We start from the raw sequence: 18,286 nt of genomic DNA on the forward strand, positions 1-18,286 counted from the left end.
GCTTATAATCGGTATTATAACCAATCAAAGGTTGTAATAGTGCGTTCGATTTCTGGAAAAGAATCCATTAGAGCAATTGCTTTTTGTAATTCTTGTTCCGTTGCGATGCGACTAGATGAAACTGCAACTATGCTAATTTTTGTACGCTGCCACACATCTTGAAAATCTGTTTCGGATACCGATACATTATACTTTTGTTTTAGGCGCATTAAAATCCGCTGTAAAACCGCTCGCTTATCCTTTAGTGAGGCCGCGTTATAAATTAAACATTCACATTCCACTAATCCAATCACTTAGGATCGATTTGCTCCATTACATATGCTTCAATAACATCGCCTTCTTTAATGTCATTGAAGTTTTTAATTGTAATACCACACTCGTAGCCTTGAGCTACTTCTTTTGCATCATCTTTGTATCGTTTTAGGGCATCAACTTCACCTTCAAAGATAACGATACCATCACGAATTAAACGGATGCTGCTGTGGCGCGTAATTTTACCTTCTGTGACGTAACCGCCGGCAATTGTACCAATTTTAGATACTTTGAACGTTTGACGAACTTCAACTTGACCAATAACTTTTTCTTCAAACTCAGGATCAAGCATTCCTTTCATCGCTGATTCAATCTCTTCAATCACTTTGTAGATAATACGATGTAGACGAATATCTACTTTTTCAGCTTCTGCCGTGCGTTTTGCACCTGCATCTGGACGTACGTTAAATCCAATTACGATTGCATTAGAAGCTGTTGCTAAGATGATATCAGATTCTGTAATTGCACCTACACCAGTGTGAATGATGCGTACGTTTACGCCTTCAACATCAATCTTTTGTAAAGATGCTGCTAAAGCTTCAACAGAACCTTGTACGTCAGCTTTTACGATTAAGTTTAAGTCTTTCATTTCACCTTGCTTGATTTGCTCAAATAAATCATCCAAGCTTACGCGCGTTTTTTCACCACGCTGTTGTTCAAGCTGCTTTTGAGCACGTAGCTCACCGATTTGACGAGCTGTTTTCTCATCTTCAAACACCATGAAGCGGTCACCAGCTAACGGTACATCGTTTAGACCTGTAATCTCAACTGGAGTTGAAGGACCAACCTCTTTCACGCGACGACCGATGTCGTTTACCATTGCACGAACACGACCGAACGTGTTTCCGACAACGATTGGATCTCCAACTTTTAGTGTTCCATTTTGAACAAGTAAAGTAGCTACTGAACCGCGGCCCTTATCAAGCTGTGCTTCGACAACCGTTCCAACAGCACGACGATTTGGGTTTGCTTTTAATTCTTCTACTTCACTTACCAATAGGATCATTTCAAGAAGCTGGTCAATACCTTCTCCTGATAGAGCAGATAGCTTACAGAAGATTGTATCGCCACCCCATTCTTCCGCTACCAATCCGTGTTCCATTAGTTCTTGCATAACGCGGTCTGGGTTTGCTGCTTCTTTATCCATTTTATTAACAGCTACGATAATTGGTACTTCAGCAGCTTTCGCGTGGTTAATTGCTTCAATTGTTTGTGGCATTACACCATCATCAGCTGCAACAACAAGAATTGTAATATCTGTTACTTTTGCTCCACGCGCACGCATTGTTGTGAACGCGGCATGTCCTGGTGTATCTAAGAACGTAATCTTCTTCTCTTCTACCACAACTTGGTAAGCACCGATATGCTGCGTGATTCCACCAGCTTCTCCAGCCGTTACCTTCGTGTTACGAATTGAATCTAATAGCGTTGTTTTACCATGGTCTACGTGACCCATAATTGTAACAACTGGTGGACGAATTTGAAGGTCTTTCTCATCGTCAATGATTTCCATTGCTTCAAAATCAGTTGCGTCTAACACAACTTCTTCTTCCACTTCTACGCCATACTCACCAGCAATTAATTCAATTGCTTCTTTTTCAAGCTCTTGGTTGATTGTTGCCATAACCCCAACCATGAACAGCTTTTTAATAATCTCTGAAGGCTCTTTGCCTAACTCTTTTGCCAATTCAGAAACTGTTAAACTTTCAGAGTATGTGATTTTTTCAGGAAGTTCTTTTGGTTGTGCCGGAGCCGGTCTTCCTTTTCCTCCCTGAGGCTTTCTATTACCTTTTCCACCTTTGTTGGCAGCAGGTTTTGCTGGCTTTTTGTTGCCTTTTTTATCATTATTATTTGGTTTTGAATTATTATTTAGTGCTGCATCTAGTTTTTTCACATGCTCATCCTCTAACGTTGTCATGTGGTTAGACACTTCAACATTCATTTCTTTTAATTTTTCTATAACGTCTTTGCTTGAAATATTGTATTGTTTTGCATATTCATGTACGCGAACTTTACTCAATATTTTCACCCCCAAAAAGATTAATCGAGCATCGTGATTAGCTTTTTGGCAAAGCCACTATCCATCACTGCAACGACAACACGTGCATCTTTACCGATTGCTTCTCCTAAAACGTAGCGATCCACAACGGTTCGAACCGGAACTTGATAATACGTGCATTTGTCGATGACTTTTTTTGTTGTGTTATCTGATGCATCACCGGCTAAAAGAACAAGCTTTGCTTTTTTTTTGCGCACTTCTCCTATTACAAGCTCTTCACCAGAAATTAATTTACGTGCTCGATTTGCAAGTCCTAAAAAAGAGAGCCACTTTTCATTATTCAATGTCATTGCTTCTCCTTCTCTACAAGCGTCAACAATTCATCATAAACTGCATCTTCAATCGGTGCGCTCAAGTGAGTAGATAAGACATTTTTCTTTTTTGCTAATAAAATGGCTTCTTTATCTTTACTTAAATAGGCACCGCGCCCGGACTTTTTACCCGTTAAGTCAACCGAAACTTCACCTTCTTTAGAGCGTACAACGCGTACTAGCTCTTTTTTAGGCATCATTTCACCAGTGGCCACACATTTTCGCATCGGGACTTTTTTACGATTGTTCATTTGGCTCACCTCTTATTCCATGTCATCTTCGTCTGAATCAAATGCATGTTGACTCACTAACATGTCATCACTTTTTTGAATATAAATACCTTCTTGCTCGGCTTCGGATTGACTCTTAATGTCAATTTTCCATCCTGTTAACTTAGCTGCTAAACGTGCATTTTGTCCACGTTTACCGATTGCTAATGACAGCTGGTAATCTGGCACGATAACCGTTGTTGCTTTTTCCTCTTCATCCACCATTACTTCTAATACTTTTGATGGACTTAATGCATTTGCCACAAATTCTACCGGGTCATTTGACCAGCGAACGATATCAATTTTCTCACCTTTTAATTCATTCACAACAGCCTGAACACGTTGACCTTTTGGTCCTACACAAGAACCGACTGGATCTACTTCAGCATATTCTGAGTGAACAGAGATTTTAGAACGATCGCCAGCTTCACGTGCAACTGACTTTAATTCAACTGTACCATCATAAATTTCTGGTACTTCTTTTTCAAATAAACGCTTAAGTAATCCAGGGTGTGTTCTTGAAACGTAAATTTGAGGACCTTTTGTTGTTTTTTCCACTTTTGTGATATACACTTTAATACGGTCATGTGGTTTATATTGTTCGTTGGGCATTTGTTCACTTTGTGGCAATAGAGCCTCAATTTTCCCAAGGCTTACATAGATAAAGCGTGAGTCTTGACGCTGAACAATTCCTGTCATGATGTCTTCTTCACGATCGCTAAACTCAGAATAGATAACGCCACGCTCTGCCTCACGAACGCGCTGTGTTACAACTTGCTTCGCTGTTTGTGCAGCAATGCGACCGAAGTCTTTTGGCGTTACTTCAATTTCTACAACGTCGTCTAATTGAAAGTTAGGATTAATCCCTTGGGCTTCTTCAACTGAGATTTCCAAGCGTGGATCATACACTTCATCTACAACGTCTTTACGTGCGAATACGCGCATTGTTCCTCGATCTAAATTTAAATCAACACGCACGTTTTGCGCTTGATTAAAATTGCGCTTATAAGCAGAAATTAACGCTGCTTCAATCGCTTCAATAATAACATCTTTACTAATGCCTTTTTCTTTTTCAAGAACTACCAAGGCATCTAATAACTCACTGCTCATTTTGGTTAATCCCCCTTTAATATTCACTAGTTGCTAATGCGTTAAAACACAATTGCCAGCCTAGCAAACGCAACTTTTTCATATGGTAATTCCACTGTTTTTGTACGTGTTTTAATGCGAATTGATAACGTTACTGTTGTACCGTCAAATGCTACTAGTTCGCCTTCAAACTCCTTTGCTCCTTCAATTGGCTCATATGTTTTTATGTATACATGCTTACCGATTGAACGTTCAAAGTCTTTGTCCTTCTTTAAAGGTCGCTCAGCACCTGGAGAGGATACTTCAAGAAAATAGTTATGTGTGATTGGATCAACTTCATCCATTTTCTCGCTAAGCTTTTCGCTTACAGCTCCGCAGTCTTCAATATCTACACCCGTTTCAGAATCAATAAAAACTCGAAGGAACCAATCGCGCCCTTCTTTTACATACTCTATTTCCACTAGCTCTAAGTTCATTTCTTCTAAAATTGGTGTAACCATTTCTTCTACTGTTTCTTTTACGCTTTTGCCCATTTCTAATCCTCCTTTCGAGACAACAAAATCTATGTCTCTTATCTAAAAAAGAGTGGACACATTTGATACTGTCCTTTCAATACCTAGTATGAAGCTGGTACATACGCACGATATACTAATGAGTAAGAATGATGAAAATAATAATGAATGTTTTCAATTCATATCGCCGTGATACAGTCCGGTACTTAAGTTTCGATGCTAGAACGTCTCGAGTCAAAAAGCATGCACGTACAGAAAAAACGAATCATGCTAACCGCCGATTCGTTTCCCATACTCCTTACTAGTTCGTAAGTTCATATCAATAAGAAAGAGCGGGTTTCCCCACTCTTTACTCGTCCGTATCCTTAGCATTTCCACATTCACTATATCATAACCGCTTATTTTATGCAAATGTTAGAAAAGTGAAAGTTGGTTTTGATCTGGCAAGCTTTCTAAGCAACCGTGATTGTCTAAATACTCTAGAATTGTCTTTGATACTTTTCCCCTTTGCTGTAGATCTTCTTTTGATAAAAACTCTCCATCCTTGCGAGCTTTCACAATATTTAAAGCCGCATTAGTACCCAATCCTGGAATGGAATTAAATGGTGGAATTAACGATGTACCATCAATAATAAACTCATCTGCACTCGATTCATACAAATCAACTTTTTTGAATGAATAGCCACGCTCACACATTTCAAGCGCAAGTTCAAGCACTGTTAATAAGTTCTTCTCTTTCGGAGAAGCATCAAGTCCCTTACCATTGATTTCTTCCATTTTCGCCCGAATAGCAGTCGAACCCTTGATCATTGTGTCAATATCGAAGTCATCGGCGCGTACTGTGAAATATGCTGCATAATATAAAAGCGCATGATGAACTTTAAAATACGCAATACGTACAGCCATTAAAACGTATGCTGCTGCATGGGGTAGCGATAGGTAATATTCCCCTCAGCCTCACCTGTTTGGGTTCCATTTTCCCCCGCTTCACACCGTACGTGAACCTTTCGATTCATACGGCGTTCCATCGAACAACAACCAAATGTTACTTCACTAATTTTTCCCGAAATGAAAGTATCTTTTTAATTTGTTTTTGCTTATAACCTAAGCTAAGAAGCTTGTCTTCATTTAATGTGAGATTGTGCAGGTCATTATGACATTTATTATGAAGGGACACAAGGTTCGTTACCCTGTTTACCTGCTCGGCAGGCAATTCAGGGTTTGCATGATGTGTTTCAATTTCATAAGGCGCGATATCTTCCCTGCATATCCTGCACTTGCCTTTATCACGATTAAATGCGTAAGCCCTGTTAAGGAAAAATTCAAAGTTATAGAGCTTCCTTCTACGCTTACTTTTGTTTCTATTTCCAAGCAACCTTTTCGTAGCCATTGCGTCTGCTCCGAATATCCAATCAAGTCTATATAATCTTGGCTTTTTTCTTGTTCTCTTGAGGTGCAGCTCCCTTCCTTGCAAGGTAAAGGGCGTTTCCTCTTGATTAAACAATGCAGGATCAACTCGTTTGATAAATGCAAGGTCCGTGACACCAATAATATGGTCTTTATATTTAACAGCAGGTAAGGCAGTTTTGTAATTAGCATGAAGCTCTGTTAGGTTTGTGCATTTATTAGCAGGAACCCAGTCGACTATCTTTTTCTTGCCTTTTGCACTTTTAGCACCTAGCCTCCGTCGTACTGCTCTGTACGCCGCCCATCTAACCCGATAATTATACTGTTTAAATATTTCCGAGCCCCAAGTGGTGACTTGATAATAGTTAACCAGCCCTCTTATCTTTGAATTGATAATATTGATGTCACTGATTAAGGTTTCAATGTCTTTGCACTTTTTGAGGAGCTTGATGTCCTTAAGAAGCTGCGCAACCTTCTTAGCGAGTTTTTCCTCATTCGGCTTCGACCTAGTAATGTACCCTTTTTCTGCATTTCCTCTCACAAGCTTATATTTGTAACCAAGAAAACTGATTGGTGTTGTCCTAATGTCGGTTATCTTTGTCTTTTCTAAGGATAATTGCAATTTTAACTCTTCTCTCAAGTATTTTTCATACCTGTATACGAGTTTTTCTGCATTTTCCTTCGTATTGGTCAGCACGACCCAGTCATCAGCATACCTCACGAGATAGGCTGTTTTTAACTTAAGACGTGGCTTACCTGATAATCCGCGCAATACAAGGCTTCTTTGACCAGAGCTGTAATTTTTCCTGAGAACTTTCCTCTCGTATTCTCTAGTAACAAAGTTGTCAAAAGGGGTGAGATAGACATTTGCCAAAAGAGGAGAAATAATTCCCCCTTGAGGAGTGCCTAGTTCATTCTTCACAATCTCCTCCATTACTCCCGCTTTTAACATTGCTTGTATCATCATTAGAACTCGTTTATCGGTAATACCAAAACTCCAAAGTATTTTCAGCAGTTTATTGTGATTCACGTTATCAAAGAATTTGGATATATCTCCTTCAATGACCCAGTGGTGTCCTGTTTTATGAGCGAGGAAACCAAGTCTTGCTAATGCGTTCTCGGTGCTTCTCCACGGTCTAAACCCATATGAATGTTCAAAGAAATGTGCTTCACAGATGGGTTCAATGACACTTCGGATACATTCTTGGACAATTCTATCTGCAATTGCAGGAATACCAAGTGGTCTTGTTTTCCCATTATCCTTTGGGATATGCACACGCCTAAACATTTCAGGTTGATAATTATCAAAATTCTTTTGGACATACTCAAGGACTTCCTTGAAATCCTTCTGAAGAATGTTAATTCTCATCGTTTGTCCATCAACGCCAGGTGTCTCACTACCTTTATTACTTTTGAGTTTATGAATCGCAGTTAAAACTACAACTTCGCTTCTAGCTACTTCAATAATTCCTTGGAACTTAGGTTGCTTTCTCTCAGCGATTGCAGCTTTCGTTACCGCGTATATTGTATCTCTGAGAGTTTGAAACTCCTCTTCCGATTTCGGTATGCTAAGTTTTATAGATGCTCGCTCCTTTCACAAGGATACTTGCATCTCGGTACTTTACTCTCAACGGAATTTCTTAGCAGTTAGTGAATGTTGGTTGCTCCTTTTCTTGAGTCCGACTATGCCCCTTCGCTCCACTTCCATTACAGAAGCTTCAACACTACTACGGGCTGCCGCCAGGTGTATGAAGAGAGTCATTTCCTACTCTCAGGGATTTCACTTGGCTCCTGCCATCCATCCTACACCCTTCACACGTTCCACATGAAATTATCCCTTCTTTAGTGGTGACCTTAGGTGTCCTCTCTGACCCGACATTTAGCTTAATCTAACAGGAGTTTAAAGACTTCAGCCGAACAACCTTTAATGGTTGAACGCAGATATTCCCCCAAAAGATAGGTAATCCGCAAATGTTCCATCGCAAGCGATAGCCTCAGCTTCTCAACTGAGTTGTCCTTACGAGCCTTTCCATACGAGGATTCGTTGCCTCACCATAGCCACTTTTTGGGACCCCCGCCTTTACTCACGTCTACGTGTCACGCTTTTAAGACGAACCTTAGCGAGCTCTCTTACAGTTCAAGCCAGGAGACCATTCCTGCAAGTCGCGGTGCTCAGGGGGTTTCACCGTATCCTGTTACGGTAGGAGGGGATTTCACGCCTCCGACTCATTTCATGTAGTTCTCATGTAGATTTACTGTCTTTGTATCTACACGGGCTTGTCTTTATCCAACATTTCTGTTGGGGTTAAACGAGCAACGTGTCGCACCTTTCGGGAACATGTACTTAATCTTTTTACACGAATCAATGTACCAATCTGGCACGCCGTTTTTAATCATTTCTTCTTCGAATTCAGGGGTCAACCCTTTCCCTTTACGAACTGACTCCATAATTTTAAACGCTAAGGAAGGCTCTAACCCTTGATAAATTAAATACACCATAATATCATCACGACAGCCAATTACTTCACTTAGGTTACAAATATTATTACGAATTAACTCTTGCGCATTTCCTAGCCATACATCCGTTCCGTGAGATAGCCCAGAAATTTGAACAAGTTCTGAGAACGTAGATGGTTTTGTATCCTCCAACATTTGGCGAACAAATCGAGTACCGAATTCAGGGATACCAAGAGTTCCTGTTTTACACATAATCTGCTCTTCTGTTACACCTAAAGATTCCGTTCCGCTAAAGATCTTCATGACTTCAGGGTCATCTGTCGGAATGGTCTTTGGATCAATTCCACTTAAGTCTTGTAGCATACGAATAACCGTAGGGTCATCGTGCCCTAGAATATCAAGCTTTAAGAGATTGTCATGAATAGAGTGGAAGTCAAAATGAGTTGTACGCCACTCAGAGTTTCGATCATCTGCTGGGAACTGAATTGGTGTAAAGTCATAGATATCCATATAGTCTGGTACAACGATAATTCCTCCAGGGTGCTGACCTGTTGTTCGTTTTACTCCTGTACACCCTGCTACTAATCGATCAACTTCTGCATTTCGCAAATGCAATTCATGATCTCCAGCGTATCCCTTTACATATCCATACGCCGTTTTCTCTGCAACGGTACCGATTGTTCCAGCACGGTATACGTTGTCTTCTCCAAACAGCACTTTTGTATAGTTATGCGCTCTTGGCTGATATTCACCAGAGAAGTTCAAATCGATATCCGGTACTTTATCTCCTTTGAAACCAAGGAACGTTTCAAACGGAATGTCATGTCCGTCTTTTTTATACGGAGTGCCACATTCGACGCAACTTTTATCAGGGAGGTCAAATCCAGAACCTACCGAACCGTCATCAAAAAACTCCGAATGCTTACATGAAGGGCAAACATAGTGCGGCGGCAGTGGATTTACTTCGGTAATTTCCGTCATCGTCGCTACAAATGAAGATCCGACAGAACCACGCGACCCAACGAGATAGCCGTCATCTAGCGATTTCTTTACAAGCTTATGAGAAATTAGATAAATAACCGCGAAGCCGTGACCAATGATACTTTTTAACTCTTTTTCCAACCTTGCTTCAACAACTTCAGGCAAATCGTCTCCATAGATGCTTCTAGCCATCGCATAGCTCATCGCCCTCATTTCTTCATCGGCACCTTCAATTTTCGGCGTATATAAGTCGTCTTTAATCGGCTTAACTTCTTCAATCATATCAGCAACTTTTTGCGTATTGGCTACGACAATTTCCTTGGCTTTATCAGCACCTAAAAATGAGAAGCACTCCAACATTTCATCTGTTGTGCGGAAATGAACGTCCGGTAGCTGATGACGATTAAGCGGATTAGCGCCACCCTGTGAACTAATTAATATTTTTCGATATATTTTATCTTCTGGATTCAGATAATGAACGTTTCCAGTAGCAACTACAGGCTTCTCTAACTTTTCACCGAGCTTCACAATATTGTTAATAATGTCTTTTAACGCTCGCTCATCTCGCACCAGCTCTAGTTCGATGAGGTGCTTGTAGTTTTCAGGCGGCTGTACTTCAATGTAATCATAGAATTCTGCCGCTTCTTGCACTTCATCGATACCTTTTTGCATCATTCCTTCGAATACTTCACCGCGGTCGCAAGCAGTCCCGATTAAAATCCCTTCTCGAAACTTTTGAAGTTTGGAACGCGGGATACGCGGTACACGATAGAAATAGTTTAAATGAGACATTGAAATGAGCTTAAACAAGTTTTTTAAGCCTGTTTCATTTTGAGCCAACATCGTTACATGATACGGGCGTGCGCGCTGGTAAGCATTCCCTTCTCCCATATAATCGTTAAGCTGATTATGATTTAAGATATCACGTTCAAACGCATCTTTTAACATTTTGACTAGTAAATAACCAGTTGTTTCAGCATCATAAATCGCACGGTGATGCTGGACTAGCTCTACATCAAACTTTTTCGCTAACGTGTTCAAACGATGATTTTTCATATGTGGATATAAAAACCTTGCTAGCTCTAAGGTATCAATCACACCATTTTGCACTTTTTCAAATCCAGCTCGCTGTAATCCTGCATTTAAAAAGCCCATGTCAAAGCTCGCGTTATGTGCAACTAAAATGTCATTTCCAATCCAATCGCTGAACTTCTTTAATACCTCTGAAGCATCAGGCGCATCTTGGACCATATCGTCTGTAATGCCCGTTAATTCAATTGTTGTAGCTGAAAGAGGGTGATGCGGGTTAGCAAAGCTTTCAAACTTATCAATGATTTCTCCCTCTTTCATTTTAACAGCAGCCAGCTCAATGACCGTGTCATACACGGCTGATAAACCAGTTGTTTCTACGTCAAATACGATATACGTGGCATCTGGAAGCGAAACATCTTGAGGATTATATGCAATCGGCACACCGTCATCCACGAGATTTGCTTCGACACCATATAAAATTTTAATCCCGTTTTTCTTTCCCGCACCGTATGCTTCAGGGAAAGATTGTGCTACAGCATGGTCCGTTACGGCAATGGCTTTATGTCCCCACTTTTTAGCTTGACCAACCAATGTGCTCACCGATGTTACAGCGTCCATTTGACTCATCGGTGTATGGAGATGAAGCTCAACACGCTTTTCGTCATCAGAAGCTTTATCCTGTCTTGTAATTGGTGAAATTTCATTCACATCGTTTCCAATCATAACAAGATCGCGTACAAACGTATCATTTTGTACACTGCCTCGTACTTTCACCCACATGCCTTTTTTAATTGCTTGAAGCAGTGGAATATCTTCTTTATCGCGTGAGAACATCTTAATCATAATGGAATTTGTATAGTCTGTAATTTTAAAGATTAATAGCGTACGGCCGCTTCGAAGCTCTCTTGTTTCAGCATCAAATACATAGCCTTGTACAGCAATTCTCTTCTCTTCATCAACAATGGTATCAAGTGAGACCACTTCATCTTTAATTGTATAACCGATTGTAAGCGGACCTTTTGGTAAATCTGGCCCATCACTTTTATCGTTTTCTTTATTCTGCATTTCAGTAATGGCCTGAAGCACTTTTTCTGTATCTTCCTGCTTGCGCTGCTCAACAAACTGTTGAAAAGCTTCCTCAGAATGCACAACCTCTGTTACCAGCTGCATCTGTGGAAAACCATAGGACGAATACTGGTCGGCAATTAGCTGACCATATTTTTTTCGCAGAGCCGTTCCTTCCGCCTCATGTCTTGCATTTAATACTAGCTTTACACCATTTAGCGTTGGCCTTTGTCCTTGTAAAAGCGACATAAGTAAAGGCGAAATACCTTGAAGTTCACTGATACAATGTTGCCAGTAGCTTTGAATGTCGTCCTGTGTACATTCTTTCGTCTCTGCCGTAATAGAAAAAGAGACGTTTGCTATATGTGAGAAAGCTGACCGAATACGTGTTTGAAAAAGCTCATACACATTAAACGGAAGCACTCGTTGAAATTGAAAGTAAAAGTGCCATTTTTTTTGTTCTTTATTAATGACTACCTTCTCAATTGAGGCTTGGTCAAAATAAGGAACAACTTGGTCACTCGTTAACTCTAACTGCTGCAGCAGTAGCTTAAAACGCTCTTTTTTTCCTAGCGTTTGTTCTCCCAAAACTTCTGCCTCCTTTAAAAAATAATGCACTTCATTTTAACATAAACCTAGCATCGGCTGTTGACGCAATGCTTATAAAATCAAACGAAAATCGCTCAACTGCAAATACGAAACTTGTCATATTTGCATTGAGCGATTTTAAAATTAGCGTAAATTACTTAGCTAACATTTCCATAATTTTCGATTCTACTTCATCAACATGGACTTCAAATGATTCCCCTGTTTGACGCATTTTCACTTCTACAATTCCTTCTGAGGCACGTTTACCAACCGTAACGCGCACTGGAATTCCAATTAGATCTGAATCTGCGAATTTAACTCCTACACGTTCTTGTCGATCATCAAGCAGCACTTCTACACGACGATCTAATAGCTGGTTATATAACGTTTCACCAAGCTCGCGCTGCTCATCATTTTTCACATTTACCGTGATAACATGGACATGATAAGGCGCAACAGCTTGAGGCCACACAAAACCTTTCTCGTCATTAAACTGCTCAGCAATCGCTGCTAATGTACGCGATACACCAATTCCGTAACAGCCCATAATCATTGGCTGAGAACGGCCATTTTCATCTAGGTATGTTGCGCCCATTGCTTCGCTATAGCGCGTACCTAATTTAAATACGTGACCCACTTCGATTCCTTTAGCAAACTTAATAATACCTTGTCCATCTGGAGAAGCGTCTCCCTCTTGAATAAAGCGGAAGTCTTCATATGTTGCTGTAAAATCTCTCTCTGGATTCACGCCTTGGTAGTGAACACCATCTTCGTTTGCTCCGCATACGCCATTTACAACAGCTTTTACTGCATGATCTGCGACTACTTCAATCTTCTCGCTTACTTGAATAGGACCAAGTGAACCAATTTGAGCTGCCATCACTTCTTTTGCTTCCTCTGGCGTTGCAAGCTCAACAACTGTTGCTTCAAAATAATTTTTTACTTTGATATCATTAATCTCATGATCTCCACGAGCTAAGACCAACACAAAGCGATCATCTACCTTAAATAGCAGCGACTTAATGCATGATGATGCTTCGACATTTAAAAACGACGCAACTTCTTCAATTGTGCGCGCATCAGGCGTATTTACTTTTTCAAGTTCAACAGGTGCTTCGTTTGATTTCTTATACTGCGTTACGACTGGAGCCATTTCAATATTTGCAGCATAAGAAGATGTATCTGAATAAGCAATTGTATCTTCACCGATTTCAGATAGCACCATAAACTCATGCGTATCTTTTCCACCCATTGCCCCTGAATCTGCAATAACTGCGCGGAAGTTTAATCCGCAACGCTCAAAAATGCGGCTGTATGCTTCGTACATCTTATCATACACTTCGTCTAAGCTTTCTTGTGAAGCATGGAAAGAATAAGCATCTTTCATCACAAACTCACGACCACGTAATAGTCCAAAACGCGGACGTTTTTCATCACGAAACTTTGTTTGGATTTGATATAGGTTTAAAGGTAATCTTTTGTATGATTTTACTTCATCACGAAGCAAGCTTGTAATAACTTCTTCATGCGTTGCGCCTAAAGCGAATTCACGGCTATGGCGATCGTTCATACGCATTAATTCTGGTCCATATGAATACCAACGGCCAGACTCTTTCCACAACTCTGCTTGTTGAAGTGCAGGCATTAGCAATTCAACTGAGCCAGCACGCTCCATTTCTTGTCTTACAATTTCTTCAACCTTTTGAAGCACTTTTTTACCTAAAGGTAAGAAGCTGTATACACCACTAGCATTTTGGCGAATAAAGCCTGATCTCACTAAAAGCTGATGACTTTTTACTTCTGCATCAGCAGGTACTTCTCTTAATGTAGGAATTAATGTTGCACTTTGTCTCATAACCTTGCACCTCTTTACTCACTTCTCTATTTTCATAGTTTATCACGCTTTTACAACCACAGTAAGCCCCTATTTACAGGGGCTTACCTTTGTTCATCACGTATTCCCTATTTGTTTTTATAAAAAGAAACTTTGAATGTCATTCCACGTTACTACAAGCATTAATAGCATAAGTAACGCAAATCCAATAAAGTGAACTACACCTTCTTTTTGACGATCAATCGGCTTACCCCGTACTGCTTCAACTGCAAAGAACACGAGACGTCCACCATCTAAAGCCGGAATAGGTAATAGATTCACGATTCCTAAGTTGATGCTTAAAACAGCCGCCCACTTCATTAGGTAGTAAATACCTGACTGTGCCACTTGGTCAGTAGCTGCATAAATACCAACAGGACCTGAAAGCATATCAAGTGAAAACTGTCCTGTCACTAGCTTTCCTAACCCAGTCACAATTTCTTTCATCCACGTTGCTGTTTCAGTTGCGCCGTTTGTGATAGAGCCAATTACCGACTTTTCAACAGGTGCATACACACCTATTAAACCGATTTTTTCTTCTCCCATTTCACGACTATCCGGTGTTACCTCTATTTCACGCGTTTCATCACCGCGATTAACAGTGAACGTAATCTCTTGCTCTGGATGCTTACGGATGACTTCAACAACATCTTGCCATGTCGAAACAGCTGCACCATCAATTGCTTGTACTTCATCACCTTGTTTCAAGCCCGCTTCAATAGCAGCGCCGTCCTTTGTTAATTCACCAAGTACCGGCTTATCAACTGCATAGCCTTGTGAAATCCCTAGTACCACAAAAATAACGAAAGCTAGCACAAAGTTCATTAAAGGACCTGCAAAGATAGCCATAGCACGTTGTCCCAATGTTTTGGAAGCAAATTGACGACTGTACGGTGCGATTTGAACCTCATCACCATCAACAATAAAGTACGACTCTTCAGCTACTCTAAAGGTGTGTAATCGTTCTTCATCTTCTGATTCATATCCTTTAATAACCATTTCATGCTCTAAGTCTGCATGCTCTACTTCAATCACTCTAGCATCTGGATATTGCTCTTTATTATTAATAATGACTTTTTCTACCTTTTCATCATTATTAAACAGTAAGCCAATAACCTGACCCGGTTTCACATCAATCATTTCCGGATCTTCCCCGGCCATACGTACGAATCCACCTAATGGCAATAAGCGAATTGTATAGACTGTTTCATCTCGTTTGAACGAAAGAATTTTCGGCCCAAAGCCGATAGCAAATTCACGGCATAGAATTCCAGCTCGTTTCGCAAAAATTAAATGCCCTAACTCATGGAAAAAGACAAGAGCACCAAAGATAATAATAAACGCAATGACCGTATTCAATGAGTATGCCCCCCTTCTTATGATAAGGTGAAACGTTAATCAGAAATGTACGCCTTCTTAAGTTATCATACTAACTTTAATTAGTACGAGCTAAAAGGTTTACAAGTTTTCTTGTTTCTAAATCTACTTCTTTTATTGTAGACAAGCAAGGATTTTTTATAACCTGATGCTCATTCATTGCTCGTTCAATCACATCTTCAATCTCTAAAAACGTAATAGCCCCATCTAAAAAGGCCTGAACAGCGGATTCATTTGCTGCGTTTAAAACCGTTGGCATCGTACCGCCTACTTTACCTGCTTCAAAAGCAAAACGCAAACATCTAAAGCGGTCTTGATCCATTTTCGAAAAGTGTAGCTGTCCAATATCAGCCAAGCTTAAACGATCTGTGCCCTGCAGCGGTAAGCGTTTTGGATAGGTTAACGCATATTGAATTGGCACGCGCATATCTGGTGTTCCAAGCTGTGCAATTACACTAGTATCAGCAAACTCCACCATTGAATGAATAATACTTTCTTTATGTAATAATACATCAATTTGTTCATACGGAATATCAAAAAGCCAGCGTGCCTCAATGACTTCTAGTCCTTTATTCATCATAGTAGCTGAGTCAATTGTAATTTTTGCGCCCATCGACCAATTTGGATGATTTAACGCTTCTTGAACGGTTACACCTTTTAACTCTTCTCTTGTTTTATCTCGGAAGCTACCACCAGAAGCTGTTAAGATTAAACGATCGATTGCTTTATCATCTTGCCCTTGAAGGCTTTGAAAAATAGCTGAATGCTCGCTATCTACTGGTAAAATGTCCACTCCATACTCCTTAGCCGCACTCATAACAATATGGCCTGCTGTAACTAACGTTTCCTTATTGGCTAACGCAATTGTTTTTCTCATTTTAATCGCTTCAAGCGTTGGTACTAATCCAACACTTCCCACAACGGCATTCACTACTACTTCCGTTTCCGGGTGTGTGGCTACCGCCACCAAACCTTCTTCACCATACATGAACGTTACGTTTGGAAACTCCGCCTGCAGTGTTTCACTGTCTTCTTTGTTCATAAGTGAGACAAGAGATGGCTTACATACTTGAATAATCTTGCGTGCTTCTTGTACATTTCGACCAAATGACATAGCTACAAGTTCAAAAGAATCACAGTGAGCTTGAACAACGTCAACTGTTTGAAGTCCAATCGAACCTGTAGCACCTAATAAAGAAAGTTTCTTCAAATATATTCACTCCCATTACTTCAAAGACATGTTTTTACTGAGTAGACAAGCCTTAGCTATTTTTAATTATGGTTCTACTAGAGAGATAAAAGAAACGCCAGAATTGGCATAATAAATAGCAGACTGTCAAATCGGTCTAGTATTCCTCCATGCCCCGGTAAGAGTTTACCTGAATCTTTTACTCCATAATGTCGTTTAAATGCCGACTGTACTAAATCTCCCATTTGTCCAAACAAAGAGATGATGATTCCAATTAAAAGTACTGCGCCCATGGACTGCTCAATGCCCGACGTGACTTTAAAAATAACCGCAACTACTAATGCACATACTACTCCACCAACAAAACCTTCAATTGTTTTATTAGGACTAATCTCAGGCCACAGCTTTCTCTTCCCCATTGCTCGTCCGATAAAGTAAGCGCCAGAATCAGTTGCCCAAATTAAAAGAAATGCGAAAAATAAATATGTTAACCCATGCTCTGCACGAACTTCAATAAAGTAGTGAAAGCCTAGCCCTACGTAAATGGTCGTTAATAAAAGAAAACCTACGCCATCAAATGTAAATACATTTTTTACAACTACTGTATACATTAATAATAACAGCGTAGCAAATAAAGCTACTTCTACTTTATGTTCACTTACCATTTGAAATGCAACATCTGAGCTATTTGGTAGTAAAAACACCCACGTTAGTAGGAAACTGATAATGCTGGGAAAAGACAATGGTTTGATTTTTTTCATATTTAACAGTTCAACAACACCAATTGTTGCTAACAAATACATTAAAGCAGTAAATGGCATGCCACCAATCATGACAATAGGAATAAACACCGCTAGTGCAACAATGGCTGTAATGATTCTTTGTTTCATGTTAGTTCAACACCCTCTTAGACTCCACCAAAGCGACGCCCACGATTTTGGAACGCCTCAATTGCTTCAATTAAATGATTTTCTTTAAAATCTGGCCATAATACATCTGTAAACCAAAATTCAGTATAAGCTAACTGCCAAAGCATAAAGTTACTTAAGCGCAGTTCACCACTTGTTCGAATTAACAAATCTGGATCTTGTAAGCTCTTACTCATTAAATACGAAGAAAACAATTCGTCATTAATTTCAGAAGGATTTAAATTGTTAGATTCAACATCCTTCGCAATAGCCTGGACAGCCTTAACGATTTCATGTCGACTTCCATAATTAAGTGCAAAGTTCAAAATAAGGCCTGTATTATCTTTTGTTTCATCAATTGCCTTATCAACTGCACGTAATGTATGAGAAGGTAGTTCACTCTTATCTCCCATAATGCGCACCTGAACATTTTCTTCAATCAGCTCCGGTAAAAAAGTCGTTAAAAATTCCTCAGGTAACTTCATAAGGAATTCTACTTCCACCTTTGGTCGTTTCCAGTTCTCTGTTGAAAAAGCATATAAAGTTAGCGCTTTAACGCCCAATTGACTTGCTGCTTTTGTAATTTGTCGAACGACTTTCATTCCCTCATGATGTCCCATCATTCTAGGAAGTGCTCTTTTTTGTGCCCAGCGCCCATTACCGTCCATAATAATTGCAATATGTTCTGGTACAGCCTGCTTCTTCACTCGCTCTTTTCGTTCCTCAAGAGACTGTGTTCCTGGATCTTGACTTTTTTTCCATGCTTGAATTTTTTTTAACATGCAAAGGTCCCCCGTTGTATGTTCTCATTGACATTTTGTTCTTTGTCATTCGATATTTTGTCTTACTACACATTA

At 39.9% G+C, this 18,286-nt stretch carries 12 protein-coding genes and 2 pseudogenes; all 14 read right to left on the reverse strand.

What is annotated here, in order from left to right; translation table 11 throughout:
* Nucleotides 1-14 precede the first annotated feature (14 nt).
* The 14 genes and pseudogenes from LZP85_RS13410 to LZP85_RS13475 all read right to left on the reverse strand — a co-directional run bounded on the left by LZP85_RS13410 (nucleotide 15) and on the right by LZP85_RS13475 (nucleotide 18,211).
* Nucleotides 15-293 carry a DUF503 domain-containing protein gene (locus tag LZP85_RS13410; protein ID WP_061784566.1) on the reverse strand — a complete coding sequence of 93 codons (279 nt, stop codon included), beginning with the start codon at nucleotides 291-293 and terminating at the stop codon, nucleotides 15-17.
* The gene (infB, locus tag LZP85_RS13415; RefSeq protein ID WP_061784567.1) at nucleotides 290-2,332 is read right to left on the reverse strand and encodes a translation initiation factor IF-2; all 2,043 of its coding nucleotides are present in this window, start codon (nucleotides 2,330-2,332) and stop codon (nucleotides 290-292) included. Before infB ends, LZP85_RS13410 begins: the two co-directional genes overlap by 4 nt.
* A 20-nt stretch (nucleotides 2,333-2,352) precedes the next feature.
* Entirely contained in the window at nucleotides 2,353-2,661 is a 309-nt protein-coding gene (locus LZP85_RS13420; protein WP_078989371.1) for a YlxQ family RNA-binding protein, read from the reverse strand.
* Nucleotides 2,658-2,933 carry an RNase P modulator RnpM gene (gene rnpM / locus LZP85_RS13425; protein ID WP_025908945.1) on the reverse strand — a complete coding sequence of 92 codons (276 nt, stop codon included), beginning with the start codon at nucleotides 2,931-2,933 and terminating at the stop codon, nucleotides 2,658-2,660. Before rnpM ends, LZP85_RS13420 begins: the two co-directional genes overlap by 4 nt.
* Before the next feature lie 12 nt (nucleotides 2,934-2,945).
* Nucleotides 2,946-4,061, reverse strand: coding sequence for a transcription termination factor NusA (gene nusA / locus LZP85_RS13430; protein ID WP_025908946.1), 1,116 nt, complete (start codon nucleotides 4,059-4,061; stop codon nucleotides 2,946-2,948).
* 41 nt (nucleotides 4,062-4,102) lie between these two features.
* Entirely contained in the window at nucleotides 4,103-4,573 is a 471-nt protein-coding gene (gene rimP, locus LZP85_RS13435) for a ribosome maturation factor RimP (RefSeq protein ID WP_025908947.1), read from the reverse strand.
* Between the two features lie 393 nt (nucleotides 4,574-4,966).
* A pseudogene (locus LZP85_RS13440) lies at nucleotides 4,967-5,482 on the reverse strand (helix-hairpin-helix domain-containing protein); the annotation flags it as partial.
* Nucleotides 5,483-5,597: 115 nt separating this feature from the next.
* Nucleotides 5,598-7,538: a group II intron reverse transcriptase/maturase gene (gene ltrA, locus LZP85_RS13445; RefSeq protein WP_326490227.1), complete on the reverse strand. Its 1,941-nt coding sequence runs from the start codon at nucleotides 7,536-7,538 to the stop codon at nucleotides 5,598-5,600.
* Between the two features lie 749 nt (nucleotides 7,539-8,287).
* Nucleotides 8,288-12,082, reverse strand: a pseudogene (locus LZP85_RS13450) (PolC-type DNA polymerase III); the annotation flags it as partial.
* A 154-nt stretch (nucleotides 12,083-12,236) separates the two neighbouring features.
* Nucleotides 12,237-13,937 (reverse strand): proline--tRNA ligase, encoded by a 1,701-nt coding sequence (locus tag LZP85_RS13455; protein WP_025908952.1) that lies wholly within the window; start codon nucleotides 13,935-13,937, stop codon nucleotides 12,237-12,239.
* Nucleotides 13,938-14,054: 117 nt separating this feature from the next.
* Entirely contained in the window at nucleotides 14,055-15,314 is a 1,260-nt protein-coding gene (gene rseP, locus LZP85_RS13460; RefSeq protein ID WP_025908953.1) for an RIP metalloprotease RseP, read from the reverse strand.
* A gap of 76 nt (nucleotides 15,315-15,390) precedes the next feature.
* A complete protein-coding gene (gene dxr / locus LZP85_RS13465) occupies nucleotides 15,391-16,542 on the reverse strand; it encodes a 1-deoxy-D-xylulose-5-phosphate reductoisomerase (protein ID WP_025908954.1) in 1,152 nt (383 codons plus the stop codon).
* Nucleotides 16,543-16,619: 77 nt separating this feature from the next.
* Nucleotides 16,620-17,411, reverse strand: a complete 792-nt coding sequence (locus LZP85_RS13470; protein ID WP_119542584.1) for a phosphatidate cytidylyltransferase — start codon at nucleotides 17,409-17,411, stop codon at nucleotides 16,620-16,622.
* A 17-nt stretch (nucleotides 17,412-17,428) separates the two neighbouring features.
* Complete coding sequence (locus tag LZP85_RS13475; RefSeq protein WP_119542583.1) at nucleotides 17,429-18,211, reverse strand: undecaprenyl pyrophosphate synthase; 783 nt, start codon at nucleotides 18,209-18,211, stop codon at nucleotides 17,429-17,431.
* Between the last annotated feature and the right edge of the window lie 75 nt (nucleotides 18,212-18,286).

This window comes from Priestia flexa (assembly GCF_021441905.1).
Lineage (GTDB): Bacteria > Bacillota > Bacilli > Bacillales > Bacillaceae_H > Priestia > Priestia flexa.

Coding starts and splice junctions, on each gene's coding strand:
- LZP85_RS13420 (WP_078989371.1), bottom strand. CDS start 2,661: ATGACATTGAATAATGAAAAGTGGCTCTCTTTTTTAGGACTTGCAAAT.
- LZP85_RS13455 (WP_025908952.1), bottom strand. CDS start 13,937: ATGAGACAAAGTGCAACATTAATTCCTACATTAAGAGAAGTACCTGCT.
- nusA (WP_025908946.1), bottom strand. CDS start 4,061: ATGAGCAGTGAGTTATTAGATGCCTTGGTAGTTCTTGAAAAAGAAAAA.
- LZP85_RS13475 (WP_119542583.1), bottom strand. CDS start 18,211: ATGTTAAAAAAAATTCAAGCATGGAAAAAAAGTCAAGATCCAGGAACA.
- rnpM (WP_025908945.1), bottom strand. CDS start 2,933: ATGAACAATCGTAAAAAAGTCCCGATGCGAAAATGTGTGGCCACTGGT.
- rimP (WP_025908947.1), bottom strand. CDS start 4,573: ATGGGCAAAAGCGTAAAAGAAACAGTAGAAGAAATGGTTACACCAATT.
- LZP85_RS13470 (WP_119542584.1), bottom strand. CDS start 17,411: ATGAAACAAAGAATCATTACAGCCATTGTTGCACTAGCGGTGTTTATT.